A 25,502-nucleotide genomic window follows, 5' to 3' on the forward strand; every position below is an offset into this window, starting at 1 on the left:
CGGCGCCGCCGGATCGGGCGGAGCGGATCAGGCGGGACCGATCAGCGACATCGGCGGGGTGAGTACATCGGCGCGAGCACGTTGACAGTGTGCTGTTCGCACGGGAAGGCCGACAACCATTCGAATCAGGGTGGGTCTGACCGACCGCGGGTAGGGTGATCGGCGTGAGGGAGATGCCGATGTTTCCGCTGGGCGCTGTGCTCCTGCCAGGGGAGCAGCTGCCTCTCCGGATCTTCGAACCCCGTTATGCGGCAATGCTTCCCGTGGTGGAGAAGAACGGCGGCGAGTTCGGTGTCGTGTTGATCGAGCGCGGCTCGGAAGTCGGCGGCGGCGACGTGCGTTCGATGGTGGGCACCGTGGCGAGGATCGACCGCCTCACCGACGCGGGACCGGGCCGCTACTCCTTGCTCTGCAGCGGAACCTCGCGCATCCGGGTGACCGAGTGGCTGCCCGACGATCCGTATCCGCGTGCTCTGGTCGAGGATCTCCCCGAGCCGGACACCGGCCCCGTCGAGTGGTCGGACGTCCTGGAGAAGCGGGCTCAGCTGCAACTGCTCTGCGGGCAGGGCGGCCGGAAGGATCCGCAGTTGCGGTGGATCGCCTCGCAACTCGCCGCGCCGGTCGACTACGGCGACGGCGACCCGGTCACGGAGACGTTTCGCGCCGCCTCGGATCTTCCACTCGGACCGGCCGACCGGCAGAGCGTGCTGGAGAGCCCCGATCCGGGATCGCGGATCGATGTGATCGACGCCGCGCTCGACGACCTGATCGCAGCGCTCAGATTCAGATTGAGGGGTTGATCGATGAGCAACATGGAGGCACAGCCCGCCGAGGTGGAGTGCGGTGCGACGCCCGCGGCCGGTGTGGAAGTGATCGAACCTCGCCTGGTGCCGCTCGGCGGCATCCGGGCGATGAAGGTGAACCGGACGTTGCCGACACGTGATCGATCGATGATCGGCGCCTGGTGCTTCGCCGACCATTACGGTCCCGAACCGGTCTCGGAGTCGGGCGGGATGCGGGTGCTGCCGCATCCGCACACCGGACTGCAGACCGTGAGCTGGCTGTTCGAAGGAGAGATCGAGCACCGCGACAGCGCGGGGGTGCACGCGATGGTGCTGCCGGGGGAGATGAACCTGATGTCCGCCGGCCGCGGGATCAGTCACTCCGAGGTTTCCACACGCCGGGTGGAGACGCTGCACGGGGTGCAGCTGTGGGTCGCGCTGCCTGACGGCGCCCGCCACGGGGAGAACGGCTTTCAGCACTATCGTGCACCCTCGGTGGACCTGACCGATGCGTCGGGAGCCGTGGTCGGCAGCATGAAGGTATTCGTGGGCGACTCGGGCGGATCGTCGGCGGAGATCGTCACGGCAACACCGCTGCTCGGCGCGGAACTGTCGATCGACCCGGGCGCGTGTGCGGTCTTGGAGGTCGACGAGTCCTTCGAGCACGGTGTTCTGCTCGACACGGCCGCCGCGGAGGTCGGCGGAGTCCGGATCGGGCGCGCTTCGCTCGCCTATGTGGGCCCGGGGTCCAGCCGGCTCGAAGTGCACAATCCCACGGACCGACCGGCACGCGCGGTGCTGCTCGGCGGCGAGCCCTTCGCCGAGGACATCGTCATGTGGTGGAACTTCGTCGGCCGCGACCACGACGAGATCGCCGAGTACCGCGAGGAATGGCAGCGGCGGTCGGAACGTTTCGGAACAGTGGGCGGCTGGGGAGCCGACGAATGGATCCCAGCGCCGCCGCTGCCGAACACTCGGCTGAAGCCGCGCAGGCGGACTCGACCATGACGAGAGGGGACGGGCGATGACCGACGCAGGACACACCGACGCAGAACGCACGGAGGTGGTCCGGAACGACGCGCTGGGCCGTTACGAGATCCTGGTGAACGGTGAGACCGCCGGATTCACCCGATTCATCGACCGTGGAGACCAGCGGATCTTTCCACACACCGAACTCGACGACCGGTTCTCCGGTCGCGGTCTCAGCTCCGTCCTGGTCCGTGAGGCGCTCGACGACACCCGGGCCGCGGGCCGGCGGGTGGTGGCCGTCTGTCCGCTCGTGGCCAAGTATGTGAGCAAGCATGAGGAGGTGGCCGATCTCGTCGATCCGGTGACCCCGGACATCCTGCAGTTCCTGCGGGGCGAATAGACCACCGGGCCGGGGCAGCGCTGCCCCGGCCCGGTGGCCCGTCAGTGATCCACCGTCAGTGATCCTGGGGAGGCTCCGCCGGCGCGGCGCGCCCGCTTCCGTCGGTATCACTGGTCCCGAGGTCGGACAGCATCTGCGCGACGTCGATACCGGTGGCGCCGCGGATCAGCTCCATGGTGCTCACCAGGCTCGATCCCGCGCCCTTGGCGACCGGGCTCACCGAGTCGCCGACCAGTGTGATGTTCGCATCGGCCAGCGGTGCCGAGGCCGCGCGGACGATGTCGGGGAGCTTGCTCAGCACCAGTTCCAGCTGGCCGACCTCGTCGAGCTTGCCGAGCGCCTCGGCGCGCTTCTCCAGGGCGTCGGCCTCGGCCTCGCCGGTGATCCGGATACCCTCGGCCTTGGCCGCCGCCTCGGCGATGATCTCGGCTTTACGGGCCTCGGCCCGCTGTTGCGCCGCATACAGCTCGGCTTCGGCGGGGCGGCGCACCTCGGCGTCGAGCTGTGTGTCGCGCAGTCGGGCGGTCTGCTCGGCGACCTCGTTGTCCTTCTCCACCTGAATGCGCCGGCGTTCGGCCTCGACCAGCGGGCGGACCGCGTCGGCCTCGGCCGCCGCACGGTCGGTGGCCTGGCGGGCGGCTTCCCGCTCGATGTCGAGCTCGCGCTGCTGCTCGATGATCGCCTGCTCGTTCTCGATGCGGCTCTGTTCGGCCACGCGGTGGGCCACGGCGCGCGACCGTGCTGCGATCGCGGCCTGATCCGATCGCTCCTTGGCGGCGAGGTCGGAGAAGTACTGGCCGTCCGAGTCCTGGACGTCGTTGATCGAGAAGCTGTCGAGGATCAATCCCTGGTTGCCGAGGATCTCCTTGATCGAGCGCGCGACCTGGTCGACGAGTTGCTGCCGATCGACGAGGATGCTCTTGGCGGTCATTGTGCCGACGATCGACCGCAGCTCACCGGAGAGCTGCTCGGTGACGAGGGCCTTGACCCGGTTGAGGTCGTCGCCGAAACGCGGACCCGCCTTGAGGATGGCTTCCGGCGTGTCGCCGACCTTGACGACCGCGACGCCTCGAACCTTCAGCTCGATGCCGTCGTTGGCCGGGGTCGAGGTGTCCAGATCGGCCTTGACCGATGACAACTGCACCCGGGTCGCGCGCTGCACCACCGGAAGCACGAATGTTCCGGTTCCGCGATACACCTTGCCCTCGTGCCCCTTGCCGGTGCCGGTGACGATGAACGCCTCTTCCGCTCCCGGCACGCGGTAGCGCGACAGCACGAGCAGGACGATGAGGACGAGTAGCACCACGATGGCCACTACGGCGCCGATGACGGCTCCCATCTTGCGGGTTCCTTTCGTTGCCCCGGTTCCGCAGGGAACCGGGTGGGGATCAGTCGGTGAGGGAGATGCGGGCGACGACGTAGTTGTCGCCGCCGTCGATGCGGTCCACGATCACGGCCTCATCGTTGTGTTCGAGCGGGGCGTCGGAGGTGACCGTCACCTGGCGGGTGCCGAGCGGCGTCCGTACCTCACCGATCCCGAAGCGGCCGGGAGTGACGGGTTCCACGATGCGTACCGCCGAACCGATGAGGTCGACGTTCGGCAGTTCGGCTTCGGCGCCGACGAGGTACCCCAGAACGACGACGGCCGCGACCGAGAGCACCACGCCGGCGAGCGCACCGACCAGCAGTGCCGGCCAGGTCGCCGTCTCGGTGAACGTCAGGAGCCCGCCCGCGAGCAGGCCGAACCCAGTGGCGAACGGGGTGACAATGGACAGCAGTCCGGCGCCGGAGTCGCCGAGGTGAACGTCCACGCCGCCGGCATCCACACCGAGGACGGACAGCAACGTCAACACCAGACCGACGCCGCCGACGATCAACAGCACGATTCCCAGCACGCATACCCCCGTCTGCAGTCACCTGTGCCCCCAGTGTGACACACCGTTCAGAGCCGACCATTCGGACGGGCGACCGGCGCGTGTGGCCGGAACCGCGGGACGCCGGCCTCAGGAGGAGAGCACGAAGTCGTCCCAGTTCGTCGACAGGTACTCGAGAAACGCCGGACCGACGGACTCGGCGCGCATGTGATCGGCAGACACGGGCTGCGGCGTCGACGTGAACGCGGGGTCGGCGACCACTCTGGCTGCGAAATCGTGGTGCAGGATCCCGGCGGTCCCGATCAAGACGAAGTCGGCGCCGGCGTCGAGGCTCTCGCGCACTTGAGCACCGGTCAGGATCTTCCCGGCGACGCCGAGACGGGTGCCCCCGCGCGGCAGATCGGTGAAGTGTTCGAGCAGAGTGCGGTCGCGGTGCTCCTCCTCGGCCGGGTGTTTGAACGCGTCCCACATCGACATGTCGAGGTAGTCGAGCCGTCCCGAGGCGAGAACCTGAGCCGCCAGCTCGCGCGACTCGGCGAGCGGAACGCCGTAACGCTCGGGCGAGAGTCGCAGGCCCAGCTGAAAATCCGGTCCGGTGGCGCGACGGACCGCATCGACCACCTCGTGGATGATGCGGAATCGGTTGTCGGCGCTGCCGCCGTACTTGTCGGCGCGGTGATTACTGCGCGCGTCGAGGAACTGGCAGAGCAGGTAGCCGTGGGCCCCGTGGATCTCGGCCCCGTCGAAACCGGCCTCGGAGGCGAGGACTGCGGCTTCGGCGAACTCCTCCACGATCGCCTCCACCTCGGCGGTGCTCAGTTCCACCGCCTGCTTGGCGGCATCGTTCCACGGCGCCACCCGGACGGGGTCGAACTGTCCGTCGCCGCGTCGCCCTCCGTGCTGCAACTGGATCGATGAGACCGCTCCCGCCGCGCGCAGCCCGTGCGCCAGCCGGGTCAGTCCGTCGAGGTGCTCGGGGCCGGCGACGCCGAGCTGTCCGGAGAACGAGTGCCCCCGGCCGGACACCCATGCCGCGCATGTCATCACCATGCCGAAGCCGCCCTCGGCTCTCCTCACGAGCCAGTGGTACTCGTCGTCCGAGAGAGTGCCGTCGGCATTGCTCTGCAGATTCGTCAGCGGAGCCAGGGCGATGCGGTTGGCCCAGGCGGGGCCGCGTGCGAAATCCAAGGGAGAGGCAGGTGTGATCACCGTCCCAGGCTACCGGGGTGCCTTCCACTGTCCCGATTCAGTTGCGGATCACCCGCATCGGCCCGGGAGTCCAGAGACCGGTGTGGTCCTCGTGGGTGACGGTGAGTTCGGCGTCGTGCTGCGGCAGGAGCGGGGTGAACCGCTGCAGTGAACCCCAGTCACGGCCCCAGTCGTTCTCGAGGTAGGCCGGGACCTCCGTCTGTCGCAGCTCGTTCTCGGTGATGCCCAGCGGGCCGCCGTAGTCGCCGGCCATCCACTGCGCCGAGTTCACCCGTTCACCGACCGCATCGGGGGTGATGCGCCACTTCGGCGTCTCGAGGATGCCGTGCACCACGCCGGCCGGGCGCTGGCAGGGGAACGCGAACGCGACTTCCCAGTCGAGCAGTACCGGATCATCGCTGCCGACGAGCGAATTGAGCGTCTGCAGTCGTGTGGCACGCGGTGGCGTGACGGCCAGCCAGGCATCGTAGCCCGGCGAGGTGTCCTCGGCGACGATCCGGACGACGGACGCGCCGGGAGGAATCTCGGCCATCGGGAACCGCAGGTTGCGCCACTGCGGTGCGCCGCCTGCGTCGTACGGGGTCAGGGACGCGACGGTTGCAACGGTGCCGTCCGGCTGCACCCGTCCGGCTTCGAGCCGCAGTTGCTGGCCCGGATGCCGGACCGCCAGTTCGTCGATCGACTCCACCGCACCCGCGGCCGACAGGGTGATCAGAGGCCGATCGTCGGAGCGTTCGGGCAGCTGGTACCAGTCCGAGGTCAGGCGGCCGGTCCCGGCGGGCGCACCGAAGCTCCCGAGCACCGGCACCCGCTGCGGGTCGAGACCGAAGGGCAGCTTCACCGACGAACCGTTGACACCACGGCTGACCGTGGTGCCGCCACTGGTGTCGGAGGTGGTGTCGGCGGTCGTCGAATCACCGGTGGTCGACTGCCCGCTCTGATCCTGGTCGACCGCTTGGGCGGGATGAGCGTCGGTGTCACTGCTGGACGTGTCGCTGTCGTCGGTCTCCAAGTGCGTCGGCACGCCGTCGGGTGAGAACCCGGCCGGGGGCGTCGCTCCGCCCGCGAGGGCCTGGCCGGCGCTCGCGGGCCGCTGGCCGGCCAACTGCGCCGGCGCGAGAAGACCCGTGTTCGGATCGGCCTCCACCAGCACGGCGTCGGCGAGTGCGCACGGGCGCCCCTGCAGGGACGCGATGTTGGAACTCGCCCAGGTCCACGAATCCGATTGCGTCCTGGCCGCTTTACCGAACGAGATCATGTTGAAGGCCAGGATCACCGCGGAGACGATCACGAGCGAGTACATCGGCAGGTCGGCCATACGGCTCGGCTCCGGGCGCCGGAAGGGTTCCGCGGCGTCGGCGAACTGTGCTCGGCCGTCGTCCCGGTAGTACTGCCACAGTCCGACGGCCGTCAGCAGTACGGCGACGGCGAAGATCGGCCAGAAGAAACCGATGCCGGCGATATGCGGCGTGTCGTCCGACCACGGGATGCCGTAGCTGCCCACATACCACCACTGGTTGCGGCCGGCGAAGGCCACCGCGAGCGCGTACGCCGACGCCGCGGCGAAGAACGTCCGGTTGCATGGGCGCCGAAGCACACTCGGTTTCAGGAAGGCGGTCGCGGCCGCGGCCAGCGGCCCGGCCAGGCAGGCGAAGATGCCCATCTGGTGGGTCGCCTTGGTCGGGACGAAGGCCAGCACCGCCACGGCGCCGCCGGTGACGGCCACGAGCCGCCACAGGGCCGCGGTCGCCACACCCGGCACGCTGTGCTTGCGGACGAGGACGAGGACGACCAGCAGCACCGACAGGATCGTCACGAAGATTCCGACCCGGCGCGCGATGGAGCCGTCGGGTGTCGGATTGAGCAGGATGTAGTACCGCATCGCCTCGGTCCACCAGTGATTGGTCGGACCCACGATGCCCTGCGCCTGCACGCCCTCGACGATCGTGGCGAGCGGCTGGTCGGCGAAGATCTCGTACAGGACGGCCAGACCCGCCGCCACGAGGGGCACCAGCATCGGCGCCAGCCCGTCGCGACGCCGCCGGTACAGCACCCGCTTGAGCATCGGCCGGAGCCCGGCCAGCAGCGCGACCGCCGCGACCGCGCCCACCGGGTGGATGGTCAGGGTGAAGGCGGCCGAAACGATCGCGAGACCGAAGGGGAGCAGTCGGCCGGTGGCGATCGCGCGTTCGACGAGCACCCAGGTCAGCAGGATGCCGACGGTGATCACCGGTTCCACGCGCAGGCCGTTGTTGAACGGCAGCCACACGGCGAGGAAGGCCAGGGCCGCGGCCCAGCGTGCGACACCGGAACCGGCGATCGTCCGACCCAGGCGCGGGATCGCCACGCGGCTGATCAGGAACCATCCGACGATCGCGAACAGGAACGGCAGCAGGCGCAGCCACGGGATCGCGGTGCTGACCTCCATCCATTTGGCCAGGTACTGGTAATGCCAGCCGAACGGGTCCTGGGGGACACCGAAGTACCGGTAATAGTTGTCGAGGTAACCCGCGCCGGGCGCCACGCGCCCGACCGTCACCTGATAGCCGTCGTCGGCGGTGTTGCCGCCGATCATCAGCCAGATCAGCAGCACCGCGGTGACGAATCCGTCGAGCACGGTCGGTCGCCACCAGCGCCGAGGCAGCAGTCGGCGCAGGCGTCGCCCGTCCCGGGCATCGAGCACGGCGAGCGCGATGAGAGACAGGATCGTCGCGACCACGCCGACGATCAGCAGGGTGCGTTTGAGCGGGGTGGGGCTGGTGCTGAACCGGGTGTCGACGGTGGAGCGGAAGCTCAGCCCGGCGGTGGGGGCGGTGGCCGGCAGGTCGGTGTACACGCCGATGATCTGCGGCCGCGCGTTCGGATCGCGGATGCCGAAGGCCGAGTCGGGGACCGTCAGTCCCTCGACCTCGCCGCGGGTGCCGGCGGTGTCGGCGTGCACGACGATGCGGCATTCAGGAGTGCGCTGCGCCTGCTCGCGCGGGATCGTCATCAGCACGGCGTTGCGCTGGGTGACCAGGAGGTTGTCGTGGGTGGCGCTGATGAACAGGCCCACCTTGCGCGCGTCGACACCGGATTTCGGCACGGTCGAGAGCAGCACGCCGCCGTCGGCCGGCAGCAGCGATGCCAGCGAGCAGGGCACGGTCGCATCCATCGACACGGGGTTGTACGAGACGTTGGGCGCCGCGATGTTCGCCACGGTCGGCGCCGACGTCGACGACGTGGCTTGCGGCCAGGTGATCTCGGTCTTGGCGTACGTGACCGGCAGGAACGGCGACGCGAGGGCGAGCAGGATGCCGATGGCGCCGGCCACGACGGCGACGATCCGTGCGATGCGGACCGTCCGGGGGCTCGGTGTCCGATCACTCATCGGTACCTCCAGCCACGATTGTGCTCGGATTGCGCCAGCCGGCCTGCCGGACTGTCGCGGTGGTCAACGCAGCGGCCGGTGCATCCGGCACGAGCGGTTCGAGTCTCACGAGGTTGCCCCAGTCTCGGTACCAGTCGTTCTCCAGGTAGGTGGCCATCGTCGACGGCCTGGTCAGCGACTCCGACACCGACAGGATTCCGCCGGAGGACGCGGCCTGCCAGCTCTTCGACGTCGAATAGGTCGTGGTCCGGTCGGGTGTGATGCGCCATCGGGGAACGTCGTACACCCCGTCGCGCGCGGTCACCGGCTGCTGGCAGGGGAACTGACTGCCGACCGACAGGTCCAACAGCACCGGTTCCCGGCTGCCGACGACGTTCTGCAGGGTCTGCAGCCGCGGGGCACGCGGCGGGGTGATCGCCAGCCACTCGTCGGGACTCAGGTTCGAGTCGACGGCGACGATCCGCATCGCGGTCGCCGACGGCGGGATCGCGGCCATCGGGATCCGCAGGTTGCGCCACGGCCGGTTGGGGTGGTCGGGACCCGGATCGATGGGAACGAACGGCGCACCCACCGGGGTGAACTCCCCGTCGGTGTCGACGCCGAACTCGACATGCAGATCGCGGCCGGCGGTCACGGCCCCGTCCTGTCCCACGGAGAAGACCGAACCCGCCGTGGTGATGACGATCAGCGGAGACGTAGTCCGGTCGGGGAGCCGGTACCAGTCGGTGGTCAGTTCCGCCCGGCCGTTGTCGAAGCCGTAGCTGCCGAGCACCGGAGTGGTGGCCGGATCGAGACCGAAGGGCAGTGCCACGGTGCCGCCGTTCGCGGTCTCCGGACCGGTACCCCCGGTGGTACCCGCTGGAGCGCCGTCGCCGGAGTACGAGTGGCCGGGCGTCGCGGTGCGGAGGGTGCCGGCGCCGAGCCGGACCGGATCGGGTGTCAGATCGTCGGCGACGCCGTCGGGGGAGAACCCCGTCGACTCCCCGGCGAGCGCCCGCGACGCGTCGACGGCCCCGACCGGCTGCAGCATCCCGACATTCGGATCCTTCTCGACGAGCACGCGGTCGGCCATCCCGCAGGCGCTCCCGGTCAGGGCGCGCGCGTTGGCGCTGAACGCCGTATAGGTGTCCGAGCGGCTCAGCGCAGCCTTGCCGAAGAGTGCGAACTCGGCGAGCACCAGCGCTGCGGCGATCAGCAGGACCGGCACCGCCGATACGATGCGGCGCCGGCGGACCGCTGCGGCCGACGGGGGACGTGCGGTGTGCGGCCGCACGCTGACCCAGACCAGCATGAGGAACGAGAGCGCGGTCAGCACGAGGAACAGCGTCGACACCGGTCGTCCGGCGAGGACGGGAGCCTTGTCGAACCACGGGATGCCGTAGTCGTACGACCATCCCCAGGCGTTGTCGCCGGCCGTCGCGACGGCACACGCGCCGACCAGCACGGTGACGTACGTCCAGAGGGTGCGCGGCGCATGCGCCGACACCCGGATCATCGCCGCGGTGGCAACGGCGGCACAGGCGGCGGCCAACCCGGCGAAGATCCCGAACTGGACGGTCCACTTCATGGGCACGAACGAGAGCAGACCCATCGTGAGGAGGACGCTGCCGATCAGTCGCCACACCGGGCCGCGTGCGAAGCCCGGCAGGCGGCCGCGCCGCATCATGACCGCGGTCGTCAACCCCAGTGTGGCGAGCAGGAGCAGCACCGGTACACGACGGGCGAGGGAACCGTCCGGGGTCCCCAGCGTGAGGAAGTAGTACCGCATCAACTCCTGGTACCAGGACAGCGTCGGGCCGACGACGTACCGGACCCGGATCGCCTCGACGACCGCGCCCAGGGTCTGGGTGCGGAAGACCAGAAAGCAGATGAGGGAGACGGCCGCGGCGACGGGCGCGAACAGCGGCAGCAGACGGTACTGCCCGCGCAGTGTCCGGACCACTCGCAGCATCGGCCGGGAGCCGACGATCAGAACGGCGACGGCGATGACGCCCTGCGGTCCGGTGGCGAGTGTAAGCAACGCGACGAACGTCGCGAGCGCCGCGGGCAGCAGCCTGCGCGTCGCGATCGACGTCTCGACCAGCCACCAGGTCGCGAGCGATCCCGCGACGATGATCGGCTCCGGCCGCAGGCCGCTGCAGAAGGCGATCCAGAACGCGACGAACACCGCGGCGGCGCTGAACACCGCCCACCGTGAGGACCGGACGGCGGCGCCCAGACGGGGTAGCAGGACGCGGCTGAGGATGAACCACGACACCAGCCCGGCCACCAGGCCCGGCAGACGCATCCAGACGCCCGCGGAACTCACCGTGGCCCAGTGGGAGAGGAAGGAGTAGTACCAGTCGAACGGCGCCTCGGAGACACCGAAGTAGCGATAGTAGTCGGACAGATACCCGGCGTCGGTCGCGTTGCGGCCCATCACCATCACGTAGCCGTCGTCGGCGGTGCCCGCTCCGAGGACGTGCCAGATCAGCAGGGCGGCGGTGACGGTGAGATCGGTGACGCTCGGTGCGACGAGCCTGCGGAGCGGTCGGCGCCCGGCGGTCGGCGCCCGGAAGCGCGACACGGCGTCGAGGCGGCTCAACGCGAACAGCGCCACCAGGGCGGCCAGAACACCGATGACGATGACCGCGGTCTTGAGCGCGGTTCGGGCGACGTCGAAGGCGTTGTCGACGTCGACGTGCACGGTCAGACCCTGCTGTGCCCGTCGCACGGTGTCCCCGGACAGATCGGTGAAGACTCCGGCGACCGCCGGCCGGGTGGCGGGATCACCGTGCACCGTTGCGCCGGCCCCGACGAACTGAGCTCCCAAGGAGTCCTCCGACGCCCAGAAGCGCAGTTGCGAACAGTTGTTCAGGCCCGCGCGGTCGATGCTCGTCAACGCCGATCCGCGCACGTTGACCGTCGCACCGGAAGAACCGGACGTGACCACGAGGGCGGTGTCGCGGATGTCGCGCGGTGCCGAAGCGGGAACCGTCGACACGACGACCGCGGTGGAGCCCTCCGCCCCCGCCTCCCGGAGCACCCGGCAATTCACCGTGACGTCGAGCCGCCGGGCGGTCTGCGTCGCCAGGGGCGCCGTGACCGACGCATTGTCGGCGGAGATGCTCTGGCCCCGCGGCCAGTCGAACGACGATGTCCGCTCGGTGACCGGCAGGAACGGTGTGGCGATGGCAGCTACGAGGGCGACCAGACCCGCGACGGCGGCGATGACCGCGTACCCGCGCGCGGTCACCCTGTGTGAAGTACTCATCGGGAGTGAGGATAGGCGCTGTCTCTTAACCTTCACCAAGAGCCGCACGGGGCGAGCCGCACCGGCGGTGCGGCCGAAGGCACTGTCGCGGGACGCGATCCCGCTCAGTGGGCGCACGGACTCGCCGCGACTGATAGATGTGGTGTGTCCTCTGGACAGACGAGTTTCGATCGACGATCCGGACGCACGTCCGGCGGCAAGGAGACGGCATGGACGACTTCAGCAATCGCGTGGCATTGGTGACCGGAGCCGCACGCGGTCAGGGACGTGCGCACGCGATCGCGTTCGCCGAACGGGGCGCGGACGTCGTCGTCTGCGATCGGTGTGCGGACAGCCCCGCGATCGCCTACCCGATGGGCACCGAGGAGGATCTCGCCGAGACGGTCCGACTGGTGGAGGCCACCGGGCGGCGATGCATCGCGGTGAAGGCGGACACCGCAGATCGGGCGGCGATGGAGGCGCTGGTCGCACGCGCCGAGAACGAGCTGGGCCGCGTCGACGTCGCAGTCGCCAATGCAGGCGTCTCCGGCACGTCGCCGATCACCGAGGCGTCCGCGGCCGTCTGGGAGGAGGTCATCGGCAGCAACCTGACCGGTGTGTACAACACCCTCGCCGCGGTAGCGCCCGGGATGATCGCGCGCGGCTACGGGCGCATCGTCACCATCTCCTCGATGCTCGGGCGGAGCGCGGCACAGGGTCAGGCCGCGTACGGCGCGTCAAAATGGGGCGTCATCGGCATGACCAAGAGCGTGGCGCTCGATCTCGCCGCTCACGGGATCACGGTGAACGCCATTGCGCCGGGCAATATCTCGACGCCGATGGTGCACAACGACGCGCTGTACTCGGTGGTGCGGCCAGACCTGGACGCACCCACGCGCGCGGATGTGGAGCCGGTGATGGCGATGCTGCACGCGCAGCCGATCGCCTTCCTCGAACCCGAGGAGGTCACTCGCGCGGTCCTGTTCTTCGCCGCGGAGGCCAGCGCCCACATCACCGGCACCGTGCTTCCCGTCGACGCGGGCGCCGCCGCCCGGGTCTCGAGCTGACGTGCGGGAATCATTCGGTCCACGGTGATCGTTGACCCAACCGTGAACCACATCGAATTCGGCCTGGACACCTTCGGCGGAGTGACCCGCGACGCACACGGAGAGCCGGTGCCCCACCCGCAGGTGATCCGTGATCTGGTGGACGATGCGGTGGTCGCCGATGCAGCGGGCCTGGACTTCTTCGGCGTCGGTGAACATCACCGGCCCGACTTCGCGGTGTCGAGTCCGGAGATGGTCCTGGCCGCCATCGCTTCGCGGACCGAACGGATCCGGCTGGGTTCGGCCGTGACGGTGCTGAGCTCCGACGATCCGGTCCGCGTCTTCGAGCGGTTCGCGACGCTCGACGCGGTCTCGAACGGCCGAGCCGAGATCGTCGCCGGCCGCGGGTCCTTCACCGAGTCGTTCCCGCTCTTCGGGTACGACCTCCGCGATTACGAGGTGCTGTTCGAGGAGAAGCTCGCCCTGCTCTCGGCGCTCTTGACCGAGGAGCCGGTGACCTGGTCGGGCAGCACCCGCGCCTCGCTGTCGGACCAGCGCGTCTACCCGGCCACCGCCCACGGCATCACCGCGTGGGTGGGCGTCGGCGGCAGTCCCGAATCGGTGGTCCGGACCGCACGATACGGCTTCGGCCTGTTCCTGGCGATCATCGGCGGACCCGCCGACCGCTTCGCCGGTTACGTCGACCTGTTCGAGCGCGCGCAGGATCAGTTCGGCGTTCCACGCAGGCCGGTGGCGGTCCACTCGCCGGGCCTGATCGCCGATACGGACCAAGCGGCCCGGAATCTGGTGCGCGACGGCTGGTTCGAGATGCGGGAACGGATGGGGCGTGAGCGGGGATGGCCGCCGCCGGCCGCGGGCGACTTCGAGCGCGAGATCGAGACCGGATCGCTGTACGTCGGCTCCCCCGAGACGGTCGCAGAGAAGATCGCGGCGACTGTTCACACGTTGAAGGTCGACCGCTTCGACCTCAAATACGACCAACCGGTCACCCATGACGACCAGCAGGAGTCCATCCGGCTGTACGGCGAGAAGGTGGTGCCCGCGGTGCGTAGGATTCTGGCTGACCTTGCCTGAGATTGCACGATAGCGACGACGAATCGAGCGACCCGATGTCAGTGCCCGCAGCCGAACCCGTCACCGAACCCGATCCCCGCCGCTGGAAGGCCCTGGTCTTCATCTGTCTCGCACAGTTGATGGTGGTTCTCGACGGCACGGTGGTCAACATCGCCCTGCCCGATGCCAAGCGGGATCTGGGAATCAGCACCGCGAACCAGCAGTGGGTGATCACCGCGTACGCCCTCGCCTTCGGCGGACTGCTGTTGTTCGGCGGCCGCGTGGCGGACATGTGGGGCCGCCGCCGGGCGCTGATGATCGGCCTGGTCGGATTCGCCTGCGCATCCGCGGTCGGCGGCGCGGCGGTCAATGAGGCGATGCTCTTCGCCGCGCGAGCCGTGCAGGGGGCCTTCGGAGCCCTGCTGGCGCCCGCGGCGCTCTCCCTCCTGACCGTGATGTTCACGCAACCGAAGGAACGTGCACGCGCGTTCGGCGTCTTCGGCGCGATCGCCGGCGGCGGCGCCGCCGTCGGCCTGCTCCTCGGCGGCCTGCTGACGCAGGTGCTCGACTGGCGCTGGACGATGTACATCAACGTCGCGATCGCGGCCGTCGCGCTGCTCGGCGCGGTCTTCGAAATCAAGGAGCCGCCGAGGAACACCGACCACGTCGTCAAGCTCGACGTACTCGGCGTGGTGCTGGGCGGCTCCGGGCTGGCGCTGGTGGTGTACGGCTTCAGCCGGGCCGCGGAGAAGGGCTGGGCCGACGGCGGGACGCTGACCTGTCTGGTGGCGGCGGTGGTGCTGCTCGCTCTGTTCGTCGGCTGGCAGTGGAGGTACTCGTATCCGCTGCTTCCGCTGCGCGTGGTCGCAGACCGTTCGCGCGGCGGCGCGTACCTGACCGTCGCGCTGTCCGTGATCGCGATGTTCGGATCGTTCCTGTTCCTGACCCTCTACATGCAGACTGTGCATCACTACACTCCGCTGAGTGCCGGGTTCGCGTTCCTGCCCATGGTGTTCGGCATGCTCATCGGGTCCACGCAGGTGGCGGCCCGCTTGATCACCCGCGTCCCGCCGCGGTACCTGCTGGTGCCCGGCGCCTTGCTCGGGTCGTGCGCCATGCTGATCCTCGCGCAGGTCTCGGCCGACTCCACCCGATACTGGAGCGTGATCTTCCCCGGTCTGCTCATTCTCGGCTTCGGCATGGGAACGGTGTTCATGACGTCGATGAACCTGGCGACCTTCGGAGTCGCACCGTACGACGCGGGTGTCGCTTCGGCGATGGTGAACACCTCGCAGCAGGTCGGCGGCGCCGTCGGGACGGCGTTGCTGAACACGGTCGCCGCGAACGCGGCCGCGCGCTACATCACCGATCACCGGGACTCGGTCCGCGGCCCCGCGGACATTCCTCATTTCCAGGCTCTCGCCATGGTGCACGGAGACAGTGTCGGTTTCTATGTCGCGGCCGCCATCCTCGCGTTCGTGGCAGTCGTGGCGGGATTGCTGATCAACGTCCGACACCCGCTCGGGCTGAACACCGCGAGTCCGGAACCGGCCGCCGCACCGGTCTGAGCGGGCCGCAGGGCCGCCGCCGGCTTGGAATCGATTCCACCGTTGGAAGTCGATAGGGTGGGTCCGTGACTCCCAGTGGCGTACGGAAGCAGTCGGCGTCGAAGCCGGGGGACGGGCAGGCGCCGATGACGCGTACCCAGCGGCGCGCCGCGGCGACGCGTCAGGCGATCGTCGACGCCGCGCGCGAACTCGTCGCCACCCGCGGCACCGATGCGCTGACCCTCGATGCGGTCTCCGAAAGCGCGGACGTCGCAGTCCAGACCATCTACAACAGGGTCGGCGGGCGGTCGGCGTTGCTCACGGCGGTGGCTGAGCAGGCGATGAGGGAGAGCCGGGTCTACATGGACGCCGCCTACGACGCGGAGGGGACCGCAGAGGAACGCCTCCTGCTGGCGGCCGCCGCCTACGCCAAGTTCGCCAGGGAACGGCCGCACGAGTTTCGCATCCTTGTGGAGCCGCCCGACGAGCCGGACGCCGTCGCCCACATCGCGGAGCTGACGGGGGAGCAGAACGCCAAGCTCGCGGCGACCATCCGCGCGGGCATGGCCGACGGCAGCGCACGCTCCGATCTCGATCCGGACGATCTGGCGACAGCCTTCTGGGCCACCCTCAACGGACTGCTGGCACTGGCCTGGCGTCCCGGGGCGCTGCGTGCCGACCACGATCGGCTCGACCGATTGCTCGCGACGTACATCGCCACCGTCGCCGACGGGCTTCGCTCGCGCTGAGCGACCGGCGCGGCGTACGCTGATAGGCCCGAGCAGCCAGGAGACGACGATGTCGATGCGCCCCAGCCCCACCGTCGTTCGGACCGCTGTCGTTCGGACCGCCGCGATCGCGGCGGGGATCGGAGCCATGGCGCTCTTCGGCTCCGCCGGCCAGGCGGCCGCGGACGTCGCTCCGGGCTCCTACACGTCAACGACCTCGTCGTCCGGGATCGTCCTTCTGCAACGTGATGCCCGCGTCGAGGGCGATCAACTGGTACTCATCGGGCGGTACCCGATTCATCGGACTGCCACCGGCGGCTATGTCGACCTCTTCCCGGGACATCGCGTCATTCTCAACAGCGACGGTCACGGCGGCTACCGGGGCCCGGCCTATTTCGGCGGCGCCGTCATCGGCGCGATCACTCTCACGCCCCACCGCTGACCGGACACAACCACGGGGTTCGTCGAGATTCCTACTCTGAGGCGATGAACTCGGCGATCTTCGCCTCCACCTTCTCCTGGATCCGCTCCGCCCGCGTCTCCGCCGACTTGAGCGGATCGATGGTCTTGGCAGCCTCCGCTACGAGTTCGCCGATCAGCTCACTCTGCTTCACCGAGACGAGGTGAAACTTGCGGTGCTTCTTGAACTTCTTGGTGACGTTGCCGGAGAGGCCGTGTTCCACTTCGAGGTGGTCGACCAGGTTCAGCTTCCACTCACCCGAACCCTCACTGAAGTCGAGCTCCGCCAGATCGACCCAGACGGTGTTCGGCCGCGTGGTCGATTCGAAGACATAGCGGAGATTGGTCAGATCGATCACCACCTGCCAGAGGGTGGTGGAGGCGTCCGGCTTCCCCGGCTCGGGGTTCCGGAAGGGTTGCGCACAGTTCCGGATGATGCTGCCCATCGCGGCGACGGCTTCCAGCCGCGAGGACGGCCGCGGCTGATTCCGCACGTAGTACAGGGCACGTGCGAAGCGGTCCTCGGCGCGGCAGGTGCCGGGGATCGGATCCTCACCGCCGAGGCCCTCGTACTTCTCGACGAGCTCGAGTTGCCGGTCGTACGACGGCGAGTTCGTCATCACCCAGTAATCCCTGCTGTGGAAGACGTTCAGCTTCCCGTCGATGTACTCGAAGATCACCGAGTCGCCGTCGGCGTCGTCGAGCGCGAGGTGGATCGCGGGCTTGCTGCCTCCGGTCGGGTCGGCCATCGGAACCACCTGGGGGTCGTTGGCCCGAGTCCACTCGACGGCCTCGGCCACGGTGGCGAAGTTGTCCAGGTAGTACTGCATCCACACGGACATGGCGAGCTGCGGGCGCGCCGGATCGGGCGTGCCGTAATCCGACTCCGCCAGCCACAGGACGTGTCCGGCCAGACCCTTCTCGTTGACCCCGTCGGCGGAGATGATGTCGTACACTCCGGCGACCACGCTGCCGTACTTCGCGGTCCACGAGAGGCCTCCGCCGACCCGGTCGTCGCGCTTCACACCGCGGGGGAGCTTCCAGAGGTTGGTGTGCAGATCGCGCGCGAAGTCCATGTTGCGTCCGACGACCACCGAACCACCCGCGTCCGGCCACATAACACGTGTACACATACGTCAATCGCTTTCGTCGCAGTTCAGGCGCGGTGAGCAGTGGGCTCAGGCGTCACTGTCAGCCTAAGGTGCCCCCGCGGGGCCCGCGTCGCGCAAGGCCGTGGCGGCACGGATCAGTCCGGTTTCTGCACAGAGCGGAGCCCCTGCGCCGAAGTCGGCGATCGATCGGGTCTCAGACGCCGTTCGGATCGAACGGCGTCTCCTGGTAGACGCAGTAGTTGAGCCAGTTGGTGTACAGGAGGTGACCGTGTCCGCGCCAGCGGTTGAGCGGGAGCGCGGTCGGGTCGTCGCCCGGGAAGTAGTGTGCGGGCACCGCGACGTCGCTCTGCTGGTCACTGTCGCGCCGATACTCGCGGGCCAGCGTGTCCGCGTCGTACTCGGGATGCCCGGTGACGAAGACCTCGCGGCCGTCGGGAGTGGCCGCCAGGAAAACGCCTGCCTCGTCGCTCACGGCCAACACCTCGACCGCACCGGTGGCCTCGATGTCACGGGCGTGGACGTCGGTGTGCCGGGAATGCGGGGCCAGGAACTCCTCGTCGAAACCTGTGACGAGCGGCGACTTCGCGCCGGTGAGGCGATGGGTGAACACGCCGGAGATCTTCTGGCGCACTTCGTACTTGCCCACCCCGTAGTGCCGGTAAAGCGCAGCCTGCGCGCCCCAGCAGATGTGCAGCGTCGACTGCACGTTGCTGCGTGTCCAATCCAGGATTCTGGTCATCTCGGGCCAGTAGTCGACGTCCTCGAAGTCGAGCCTCTCGATCGGGGCCCCGGTGACGATCAATCCGTCGAAGTGCTTGTCTGCCACATCGTCGAAGGTCGAATAGAACGACTCGAGATGACCGGGCGGCGTGTTCCGCGAGACGTGGCTGGACATGTGCAGCAAGGTGATCTCGACCTGCAGCGGGCTGTTGCTCAGCAGTCTCAGCAACTGTGTCTCGGTCGCGACCTTCATCGGCATCAGATTCAAGATCGCGATCCGCATCGGGCGGATGTCCTGATGCCCCGCGCGCTCGTCGGACATGACGAAGACCTTCTCCGCCTCCAGGACGGCCCGGGCGGGGAGATCGTGCGGCACTGTGACGGGCATAGCCGATAAGTCTAGTCTGGATGCCCGTGGCGCGCCCCGGACCGGTGCGGGAGCCGACCGCGCCGGCCCCGACGGTCATCGCGACATCGACGGGCTCGCGAGCTCGATGACCGTGTCGGCGAATCGAATCTCGTCGCGATCATGCGACGCCACGACCACCGTCTTACCGGCGTCCGTGTGTTCCCGCAGCAGGGTGCAGAGGAGCTCTCGCGTCCCGGCGTCCAGCGCCGTCGAGGGCTCGTCGAGGAGATAGAGATCAGCCCGCTGAACCAGCGTCTGCGCGATCAACACCCGCTGGCGCTGCCCACCCGAGAGGTCGCGCATCCGGGACTCCCGCAACGGCGTCATGCCGACTCGTTCGATGATCTCCTCTGCCGCGCGCCGCTCACGCCGTGCCGTCGGGCGCCAGCACGGAACCTGTCCGAAGGTCCCGATTCGCACGCAGTCCCGGACGGTCAACGGCAGGCCGTCGATGTGCTCGCTGCGCTGTGTCAGCAGAGCGGGGCGTCGCGGTCGGGGCGTGATCTCGCCGGCGTCCGGTGTGCGCACTCCGGCGATCAGCTCCAGCAGCGTGCTCTTGCCCGTGCCGTTGGCGCCGACGAGGGCGGTGACCGCCCCCGGCTGCAGAGTCGTCGTCAGATTCTCGAGGACCGTCGTCGCGCCATAGCTGAAGCTCAGCCCGCGCACGGTGTAGCCGGTGGCAGTCAATCGGGACCCCTTCGAGTTAATGAAATTGATAACCGTTACTGTTAACGCGTGATCCCAACGATACTGGAGCCGTTCTCGGTCGCGTTCATGGCGCGCGCGCTGTGGGCCGGCGTGGTGCTGTCGGCGCTGTGCGCACTCGTCGGGGTGTGGGTGATCGCCCGCGGCATGACCTTCCTCGGCGAGGCGATGGGACACGCCATGCTTCCCGGGGTCGCGGTCGCGGCGCTGACGGGGGTCGACCTGATCGTCGGCGCGGCGGCGAGCGCGGTGGTGATGGTGCTCGGGGTCGAGTCCATGCGCACCCACCGCGACTTCGGCCGGGACACGAGCATCGGCTTGCTGTTCGTCGGACTGCTGGCGGTCGGGGTCATCATCGTCTCGCACTCCTCGTCGTTCGCGACCGACCTGACCGGCTTCCTATTCGGTGACGTGCTGGCCGTCGACGACGGCGACCTCGTGCGGCTGTGCGTACTCGTCGCGGCGGTCCTGGCGGTGACAACGCTGTCCTACCGGGGATTCCTCGCGGTGACCTTCGATGTCCGCAAGGCGCGCACGCTCGGTCTGCGGCCGACCGCGACCAATCTGCTGATGGTCCTGACACTCGCCGTCGCGATGGCGGGCGCCTTCAGCGTGGTCGGCACCCTGCTGGCCTTCGGCATGCTGGTGGCGCCGTCGGCGTCCGCACTGCTGATCGTGCGCCGGGTTCCCGCGGCCATGCTCGTGGCGTTCGGATTCGGCGCCCTCGCCACTTTCGTCGGGCTGCTCGTCTCCTGGCATCGGGCCACGGCGGCCGGTGCCACCATCGCCGCGACCGCGGTCGTCCTGTTCTTCCTCACCCTCGCACTCCGCACCATCGGACGCGCGGTGCTGCGGCGTGCCCGTGGCATCGCCGACCCGACGACATGAAAGGCGAACACTTTTGCCCAATCGAACGCGAACAGTCCGAACAGCGATGACGGCGCTCGCGACGTCGACTGTCATCCTGGCCGCCGGCTGCGGCGCCGACGAACCGGCTCCGCAGAACGGGTCAGCCGGCAGCGACCGCCCGCACGGCTACGTCGAAGGAGCCAAAGAGAAGTCCGAACCCCAGATCGCGCTCGCCGTCGCCGCCCGGAACGGGAAGAAGCTGAGCTTCCTCGACCCGGCGGAGGAGAGCACCGTGACGGTGGACCTGACCACGGAGGCGCAGCGCCTGGACGAGGACGGCCGTTTCGTCTACGTGATCGACGGCGACACCCTGGAAGTGGTGGACAGCGGCGGCTGGACCGTCGATCACGGCGATCACGTTCACTACTACCGGGCGACGACCGAGCCGCTCGGCACGCTGACCGTGCCCGCGGCCGTCACGACCGTGTCGGGAGCGGACGAGATCACCGCGGTGGGCGCGCGCGGAGGCTCGGTGACCGTGCTGGACCGGCGGGGTCTGGAGAACGGTTCGGCCCCGCGCCCGATCTCGACCATCGACACCCGCAGCAGTGCGGGTTTCGCCGTGCCCTACGCAGATGGCCTGGTGCTGGGCTTGGGCGACGGTCCGGACCGCCCCGCCTCAAGAGTCGTCTTCACCGATCGGGACGGAAATCCCCGCCGACCGGCCCAGCCCTGCGTCGACCCGCAGGGCCCGGCGCTGCTGCGCAACGCGGTCGCGGTGTCCTGCGCCGAGGCGATCATCCTCTTCACCGACAGGGGCGGCGAGGTCGCCGCACAGGTACTCGACTACGGACGCAGGGGACCGCGGGCGGGTGCGTTCGGCGTTCGGCCACGCAGCAACCGGGCCGTCGCGGCCACCGCGGCCGGCTCGTGGCTGCTCGACTCCTCGGCAGGGTCGCTTCGGTGGGTGCCCTCGGCCGACCGGCTGTCCGCCGCTCTGGCCCCGGGGCGCGACGAGACGCTGATCGTGCTCACCGACGACGGTGAACTGCGCACCCTGGCCGTCGACCCCGCAACCGGCGCCGGGCGGCCGGTCGCGACGGCCGGTGCGTCTGCGGGCATGGCCGGGAAGGTGCTGACCGCCGACACCGGCCGGGCGTACCTCTCCGAGCCCACGGCCCGAGCCGTTCACGAGTTCGACTACGGCGACTCCCTGCGCAGGACACGCACCCTCCCGGTCGACGTCGAGCCCGAGCTCATGGTCGAGGTCGGTCGATGACGCCGCCGCGTCGCCTCGTGGCGACACTGCTCGCAGCGGTGATCGGGACCCTGCTCGGGACAGTGGCGCTCACCGGCTGCGGCATCGCGCACGACGACCAGCCGCAGGTGGTGGCGACCACCAACATTCTGGGTGACGTCGTCGGTCGGCTGGTGGGTGATCAGGCGACGGTGATGACCCTGATGAAGCCGAACGCGGACCCGCATTCATTCGCCGTCTCGGCCCGCGAGGCGGGCGCCATGCGCAATGCGGACCTGATCGTCTACAACGGGCTGGGCCTGGAAGAAGGCATCGAGCATCATGTGCGCGCCGCGCACGACGACGGGGTCCCGATCGTCGAAGCCGGCGGGGCCGCCCGACCGATCACGTTCCGCACCGGTGAGACCTCCGGAGCCGCGGACCCGCACTTCTGGACCGACCCGACCCGGATGCGCGACGCGGTCCGTGCCGTCTCGCACCGGCTCGCGGAGATCGATGGCGTCGACCGGGCCCGGCTGAGCGCGAACACCGAGGCGTATCTCTCGGAGCTGAACGATCTGGACGAGTGGATGCGCGGGCTCTTCGCGGCGATTCCCCAGGATCGCCGCAAGCTGGTGACGAATCACCACGTATTCGGCTATCTCGCTGATCGCTACGGCTTCGAGGTGATCGGCGCCGTCGTGCCGAGCGGTACCACCCTCGCGTCGCCGAGCAGCTCCGACCTGGCATCGCTCGCGACGGCCATCCGGACCACCGCGGTGTCGGCGATCTTCGTCGACACGTCCCAGCCCGACCGCCTCGCGAAGGCCCTCGCAGCCGAGACCCGGACGGCGGTCGCCATCGTTCCGCTGTACTCGGAGTCTCTCGACGAGCGGGGCACCGAGGCAGACAGCTACATCGCCATGATGCGAACCAACGCTTCTCGTATCAGTTCAGGTCTGTCGCGTTGACCCGTCCCGGGCCTCGACGGACACCCATGTGAATGAAAGGTGACAGTGAATGATGCTCAGCAACCGAGAGTGGGTGCGGCACAGCAGGGTAGTGCTCACGCTGGCGGCCGCGGCCGCCCTCACGATGACCGCGTGCTCGTCGGCCGATGACGAGTCGGCGTCGTCGAGCACGCCTCCCGACGGAACCGAAGTCGCCGAACCGATCGCCGTCACCTACGACGGAGGCATCGCGCTCCTCGACGGCACCAGCCTCGACGTGGTGAGCAAGGTTCCGATGGACGGATTCACTCGCGTCAATCCGGCGGGAGACGACGACCATCTCATCGTCTCCGACGAGAAGGGGTTCACGGTGATGGACGCCTCCCATGCCGAATTGACCGATCTCGTCTATCCCGGGGAGAAGCCGGGTCACGTCGTGCTGCACGGCGGTAAGACCGTGCTGTTCACCGACTCCACGGGGTCGGCGCTCTCGTTCGATCCGCACGAACTGTCGGACGGCGCACCGACCACACGCGAATACACGAGTGCGAGTCCGCATCACGGCGTCGCCGTAGAACTCACCGACGGGACTATCGTCGCCTCGGTGGGCGACGAGGAGAACCGGCGCGGAGCGCGGGCCGTCGACGCGCAGGGCAGACAGATCGCTCACAGTGATCAGTGCCCGGGAGTCCACGGCGAGGCGGTGGCGTCCGGGGAGGTGGTCGGGCTCGGCTGCAAGGACGGGGTCCTCCTGTTCAAGAACGGCGCGTTCGTGAAGGTGCCCTCCGTCGATCCGGAGTACGGCGCCACGTCCACTCAGGTCGGCAGCGACGCGTCGCCGGTGCTCGTCGGCGACTACAAGACCGACCCGGATGCCGAGCGCGAATTCCCCACGCAGTTCGCTCTGATCGATACCGCTGCCCAGAAGCAGCGGTTGGTCCAGATGCCGGGCGGCGCCAGTTACAGCTTCCGCTCGCTCGGCCGTGGACCCGGCGGCGAAGCTCTGATCCTGGGCACCGACGGACATCTGCATGTCTTCGACGTCGTCTCCGGCGCGAACGTCAAGTCGATTCCGGTGGTCGGCAAGTGGCAGGAACCGATGGACTGGCAGGAGCCGCGGCCGTCCCTGTTCGTCCGTGACGACACCGCCTATGTGACCGATCCCGCGACGAAGACGATCAAGCGGGTGTCGTTGTCGACCGGCACGGTGAGTGCCGAGGCGTCGCTCGACGTGACACCGAACGAGATCAGCGGAACCCTCCACAAGCACTGACCGTGGTGTGAGCCTCGACGCCCCGGCTGTTCCGGTCTCGGAACAGCCGGGGCCTCAAGCGTTTTCGGCTCCGTCTCCGTCCCCGGGAGAGTCGGCGGCGAACCGTCTGCGCAGTGCGAGAGATACGTACACGAGTGCGACGAGGACCGGGACCTCGATCAGCGGGCCGACGACGCCCGCGAGAGCTTGGCCCGATGTGGCGCTGTACGTGCCGATGGCCACCGCGATGGCGAGCTCGAAATTGTTGCCTGCCGCGGTGAAGGCCAGCGTGGTGGTCCGCGCGTACCCCAGTCGCATGGCCGCGCCGAGAAGGTAGCCGCCGCCCCACATGATCGCGAAGTAGGCCAGCAGCGGCAGGGCGATCCGAGCGACGTCCCACGGCTTGGAGGTGATCTGGTCGCCTTGGAGGGCGAAGAGGATCACGATCGTGAACAGCAGACCGTAGAGAGCCCACGGTCCGGCCTTCGGGAGAAAGGACTCCTCGTACCACTGACGACCTCGTCGGCGTTCGCCGATCCGGCGAGAGAGGTAGCCGGCCACCAGCGGGATGCCGAGGAATACCAGAACCGATTGAGCGATCTGCCACGGCGAGCTGTCGATTCGCGTCTGCGGCAGTCCGAGCCAGCCGGGTAAGACCGACAGATAGAACCAACCGAGCACAGCGAACATGACCACTTGGAACACCGAGTTGATCGCCACCAGGACCGCGGCGGCTTCGCGGTCGCCGCACGCGAGGTCGTTCCAGATGATCACCATGGCGATGCAGCGCGCCAGGCCGACGATGATCAGGCCGGTGCGGTATTCGGGGAGGTCGGGCAGCATCAGCCACGCGAGGGCGAACATCAACGCCGGCCCGGCCACCCAGTTGAGGAGCAGCGAGGCGACGAGGAGCTTGCGATCGCCGGTCACGGTGTCGAGCCGGTCGTAGCGGACCTTGGCCAGCACCGGATACATCATGATCAGCAGTCCGACAGCGATCGGCAGGGACACGCCATCGATCTGTATCTTCTCGATGGCCGTGCCGAGCCCCGGGACCGCGCGGCCGAGCAACAACCCCGCGGCCATGGCCGCCCCGATCCAGATCGGCAGAAAGCGATCGAGTCTGGAGAGCCGTGCGGCCACCGGTTCCGTAGAGGTGCCGGTCATGACGCGCACGGGGCGCCGGTGGGCTGGTCCACCGGAGAGAGGACCGCGGTGAGCGTCGCCAGCGCTTCGGGGACGACGCGGTAGTACACCCAGGAGGCGCGGCGCTCGGACGCCACGAGGCCGGCCGCCTTGAGCACCTTGAGGTGATGCGAGATCGTCGGCTGCGCGACGTCGACGGCGGGGGAGATGTCACAGACGCACGCTTCGCCGCCGGCGTGGCTGGCGATCAAGCTGAAGAGGCGCAACCGTATCGGGTCGGCGAGCGCCTTGAACACCGACGACACCTCGCCGGCGTCCTCGACGGAAAGCGGCTCGCGGACGAGAGGGGAGCACCGCTGCATCGTTCCGGTCCCGACGGCGGCCGTTGACTGATTTGACATACGTCGATATTGACGTCCATCGATACTGTGG

The 25,502-nt window shown here is 68.8% G+C and carries 22 protein-coding genes; 12 read left to right on the forward strand and 10 right to left on the reverse strand.

Annotation, left to right across the window (positions count from 1 at the left end; translation table 11 throughout):
• Nucleotides 1-173 precede the first annotated feature (173 nt).
• The 3 genes from ACZ5QD_RS05700 to ACZ5QD_RS05710 are packed head-to-tail and all read left to right on the forward strand — an operon-like array spanning nt 174 to nt 2,151.
• Nucleotides 174-800, forward strand: a complete 627-nt coding sequence (locus ACZ5QD_RS05700; protein WP_039866865.1) for an LON peptidase substrate-binding domain-containing protein — start codon at nt 174-176, stop codon at nt 798-800.
• A gap of 3 nt (nt 801-803) precedes the next feature.
• Complete coding sequence (locus tag ACZ5QD_RS05705; protein ID WP_006894987.1) at nt 804-1,790, forward strand: pirin family protein; 987 nt, start codon at nt 804-806, stop codon at nt 1,788-1,790.
• A 16-nt stretch (nt 1,791-1,806) separates the two neighbouring features.
• Entirely contained in the window at nt 1,807-2,151 is a 345-nt protein-coding gene (locus ACZ5QD_RS05710) for a GNAT family N-acetyltransferase (protein WP_006894988.1), read from the forward strand.
• Between the two features lie 55 nt (nt 2,152-2,206).
• Here the strand turns inward: ACZ5QD_RS05710 and ACZ5QD_RS05715 are convergent, their stop codons facing one another.
• The 5 genes from ACZ5QD_RS05715 to ACZ5QD_RS05735 all read right to left on the reverse strand — a co-directional run bounded on the left by ACZ5QD_RS05715 (nt 2,207) and on the right by ACZ5QD_RS05735 (nt 11,857).
• Nucleotides 2,207-3,490, reverse strand: coding sequence for a flotillin family protein (locus tag ACZ5QD_RS05715; protein WP_006894989.1), 1,284 nt, complete (start codon nt 3,488-3,490; stop codon nt 2,207-2,209).
• A 49-nt stretch (nt 3,491-3,539) separates the two neighbouring features.
• Complete coding sequence (locus ACZ5QD_RS05720; RefSeq protein WP_006894990.1) at nt 3,540-4,046, reverse strand: hypothetical protein; 507 nt, start codon at nt 4,044-4,046, stop codon at nt 3,540-3,542.
• Between the two features lie 108 nt (nt 4,047-4,154).
• Complete coding sequence (locus ACZ5QD_RS05725) at nt 4,155-5,234, reverse strand: NADH:flavin oxidoreductase (protein WP_006894991.1); 1,080 nt, start codon at nt 5,232-5,234, stop codon at nt 4,155-4,157.
• Nucleotides 5,235-5,271: 37 nt separating this feature from the next.
• On the reverse strand, nt 5,272-8,604 hold the full coding sequence (locus tag ACZ5QD_RS05730) for an arabinosyltransferase domain-containing protein (RefSeq protein ID WP_464367168.1): 3,333 nt from the start codon (nt 8,602-8,604) through the stop codon (nt 5,272-5,274).
• Complete coding sequence (locus tag ACZ5QD_RS05735; RefSeq protein WP_062367855.1) at nt 8,597-11,857, reverse strand: arabinosyltransferase domain-containing protein; 3,261 nt, start codon at nt 11,855-11,857, stop codon at nt 8,597-8,599. Before ACZ5QD_RS05735 ends, ACZ5QD_RS05730 begins: the two co-directional genes overlap by 8 nt.
• A gap of 209 nt (nt 11,858-12,066) precedes the next feature.
• Here ACZ5QD_RS05735 and ACZ5QD_RS05740 point away from each other — a divergent pair, with 209 nt between their 5' ends.
• The 5 genes from ACZ5QD_RS05740 (at nt 12,067) to ACZ5QD_RS05760 (ending at nt 16,673) form a co-directional block, all read left to right on the forward strand.
• Complete coding sequence (locus ACZ5QD_RS05740) at nt 12,067-12,903, forward strand: mycofactocin-coupled SDR family oxidoreductase (RefSeq protein WP_006894994.1); 837 nt, start codon at nt 12,067-12,069, stop codon at nt 12,901-12,903.
• A gap of 42 nt (nt 12,904-12,945) precedes the next feature.
• Nucleotides 12,946-13,977, forward strand: coding sequence for an Atu2307/SP_0267 family LLM class monooxygenase (locus ACZ5QD_RS05745; RefSeq protein ID WP_039866829.1), 1,032 nt, complete (start codon nt 12,946-12,948; stop codon nt 13,975-13,977).
• 35 nt (nt 13,978-14,012) lie between these two features.
• Nucleotides 14,013-15,524 carry an MFS transporter gene (locus ACZ5QD_RS05750; protein WP_062367857.1) on the forward strand — a complete coding sequence of 504 codons (1,512 nt, stop codon included), beginning with the start codon at nt 14,013-14,015 and terminating at the stop codon, nt 15,522-15,524.
• A gap of 125 nt (nt 15,525-15,649) precedes the next feature.
• Nucleotides 15,650-16,252 carry a TetR/AcrR family transcriptional regulator gene (locus tag ACZ5QD_RS05755; RefSeq protein WP_039866831.1) on the forward strand — a complete coding sequence of 201 codons (603 nt, stop codon included), beginning with the start codon at nt 15,650-15,652 and terminating at the stop codon, nt 16,250-16,252.
• Between the two features lie 49 nt (nt 16,253-16,301).
• Complete coding sequence (locus ACZ5QD_RS05760; protein WP_375004041.1) at nt 16,302-16,673, forward strand: hypothetical protein; 372 nt, start codon at nt 16,302-16,304, stop codon at nt 16,671-16,673.
• 31 nt (nt 16,674-16,704) lie between these two features.
• On the opposite strand, the gene ACZ5QD_RS05765 is transcribed toward ACZ5QD_RS05760, so the two are convergent.
• The 3 genes from ACZ5QD_RS05765 to aztA all read right to left on the reverse strand — a co-directional run bounded on the left by ACZ5QD_RS05765 (nt 16,705) and on the right by aztA (nt 19,618).
• Nucleotides 16,705-17,823: a linear amide C-N hydrolase gene (locus ACZ5QD_RS05765; protein WP_045538207.1), complete on the reverse strand. Its 1,119-nt coding sequence runs from the start codon at nt 17,821-17,823 to the stop codon at nt 16,705-16,707.
• A 172-nt stretch (nt 17,824-17,995) separates the two neighbouring features.
• Nucleotides 17,996-18,910 carry a homoserine O-acetyltransferase MetA gene (gene metA / locus ACZ5QD_RS05770; protein ID WP_045538208.1) on the reverse strand — a complete coding sequence of 305 codons (915 nt, stop codon included), beginning with the start codon at nt 18,908-18,910 and terminating at the stop codon, nt 17,996-17,998.
• A gap of 75 nt (nt 18,911-18,985) precedes the next feature.
• The gene (gene aztA / locus ACZ5QD_RS05775; protein WP_464367169.1) at nt 18,986-19,618 is read right to left on the reverse strand and encodes a zinc ABC transporter ATP-binding protein AztA; all 633 of its coding nucleotides are present in this window, start codon (nt 19,616-19,618) and stop codon (nt 18,986-18,988) included.
• 48 nt (nt 19,619-19,666) lie between these two features.
• Here aztA and aztB point away from each other — a divergent pair, with 48 nt between their 5' ends.
• The 4 genes from aztB to aztD are packed head-to-tail and all read left to right on the forward strand — an operon-like array spanning nt 19,667 to nt 23,945.
• Complete coding sequence (aztB, locus tag ACZ5QD_RS05780; protein ID WP_052692401.1) at nt 19,667-20,524, forward strand: zinc ABC transporter permease AztB; 858 nt, start codon at nt 19,667-19,669, stop codon at nt 20,522-20,524.
• Between the two features lie 46 nt (nt 20,525-20,570).
• Entirely contained in the window at nt 20,571-21,764 is a 1,194-nt protein-coding gene (locus tag ACZ5QD_RS05785) for a hypothetical protein (RefSeq protein ID WP_045538210.1), read from the forward strand.
• Nucleotides 21,761-22,693, forward strand: a complete 933-nt coding sequence (gene aztC, locus ACZ5QD_RS05790) for a zinc ABC transporter substrate-binding protein AztC (protein WP_006895004.1) — start codon at nt 21,761-21,763, stop codon at nt 22,691-22,693. The genes ACZ5QD_RS05785 and aztC overlap by 4 nt, the downstream gene beginning before the upstream one ends.
• Before the next feature lie 49 nt (nt 22,694-22,742).
• A complete protein-coding gene (aztD, locus tag ACZ5QD_RS05795; RefSeq protein ID WP_006895005.1) occupies nt 22,743-23,945 on the forward strand; it encodes a zinc metallochaperone AztD in 1,203 nt (400 codons plus the stop codon).
• Between the two features lie 54 nt (nt 23,946-23,999).
• On the opposite strand, the gene arsB is transcribed toward aztD, so the two are convergent.
• Together arsB and ACZ5QD_RS05805 are read right to left on the reverse strand one after the other, a co-directional pair.
• A complete protein-coding gene (gene arsB / locus ACZ5QD_RS05800; protein ID WP_375004036.1) occupies nt 24,000-25,091 on the reverse strand; it encodes an ACR3 family arsenite efflux transporter in 1,092 nt (363 codons plus the stop codon).
• Entirely contained in the window at nt 25,088-25,471 is a 384-nt protein-coding gene (locus tag ACZ5QD_RS05805; RefSeq protein ID WP_375004034.1) for an ArsR/SmtB family transcription factor, read from the reverse strand. Before ACZ5QD_RS05805 ends, arsB begins: the two co-directional genes overlap by 4 nt.
• Between the last annotated feature and the right edge of the window lie 31 nt (nt 25,472-25,502).

Source organism: Gordonia sp. J1A (assembly GCF_055393515.1).

Excerpts from the sequence above, each read along its gene's own strand:
- aztC (WP_006895004.1), top strand. The coding sequence starts at position 21,761 with ATGACGCCGCCGCGTCGCCTCGTGGCGACACTGCTCGCAGCGGTGATC.
- aztD (WP_006895005.1), top strand. The coding sequence starts at position 22,743 with ATGATGCTCAGCAACCGAGAGTGGGTGCGGCACAGCAGGGTAGTGCTC.
- ACZ5QD_RS05755 (WP_039866831.1), top strand. The coding sequence starts at position 15,650 with ATGACGCGTACCCAGCGGCGCGCCGCGGCGACGCGTCAGGCGATCGTC.
- metA (WP_045538208.1), bottom strand. The coding sequence starts at position 18,910 with ATGCCCGTCACAGTGCCGCACGATCTCCCCGCCCGGGCCGTCCTGGAG.
- ACZ5QD_RS05715 (WP_006894989.1), bottom strand. The coding sequence starts at position 3,490 with ATGGGAGCCGTCATCGGCGCCGTAGTGGCCATCGTGGTGCTACTCGTC.
- ACZ5QD_RS05740 (WP_006894994.1), top strand. The coding sequence starts at position 12,067 with ATGGACGACTTCAGCAATCGCGTGGCATTGGTGACCGGAGCCGCACGC.
- arsB (WP_375004036.1), bottom strand. The coding sequence starts at position 25,091 with ATGACCGGCACCTCTACGGAACCGGTGGCCGCACGGCTCTCCAGACTC.
- ACZ5QD_RS05700 (WP_039866865.1), top strand. The coding sequence starts at position 174 with ATGCCGATGTTTCCGCTGGGCGCTGTGCTCCTGCCAGGGGAGCAGCTG.
- ACZ5QD_RS05805 (WP_375004034.1), bottom strand. The coding sequence starts at position 25,471 with ATGTCAAATCAGTCAACGGCCGCCGTCGGGACCGGAACGATGCAGCGG.
- ACZ5QD_RS05785 (WP_045538210.1), top strand. The coding sequence starts at position 20,571 with ATGACGGCGCTCGCGACGTCGACTGTCATCCTGGCCGCCGGCTGCGGC.
- ACZ5QD_RS05730 (WP_464367168.1), bottom strand. The coding sequence starts at position 8,604 with ATGAGTGATCGGACACCGAGCCCCCGGACGGTCCGCATCGCACGGATC.
- ACZ5QD_RS05750 (WP_062367857.1), top strand. The coding sequence starts at position 14,013 with ATGTCAGTGCCCGCAGCCGAACCCGTCACCGAACCCGATCCCCGCCGC.
- ACZ5QD_RS05710 (WP_006894988.1), top strand. The coding sequence starts at position 1,807 with ATGACCGACGCAGGACACACCGACGCAGAACGCACGGAGGTGGTCCGG.
- ACZ5QD_RS05705 (WP_006894987.1), top strand. The coding sequence starts at position 804 with ATGAGCAACATGGAGGCACAGCCCGCCGAGGTGGAGTGCGGTGCGACG.
- ACZ5QD_RS05765 (WP_045538207.1), bottom strand. The coding sequence starts at position 17,823 with ATGTGTACACGTGTTATGTGGCCGGACGCGGGTGGTTCGGTGGTCGTC.
- ACZ5QD_RS05735 (WP_062367855.1), bottom strand. The coding sequence starts at position 11,857 with ATGAGTACTTCACACAGGGTGACCGCGCGCGGGTACGCGGTCATCGCC.
- ACZ5QD_RS05760 (WP_375004041.1), top strand. The coding sequence starts at position 16,302 with ATGTCGATGCGCCCCAGCCCCACCGTCGTTCGGACCGCTGTCGTTCGG.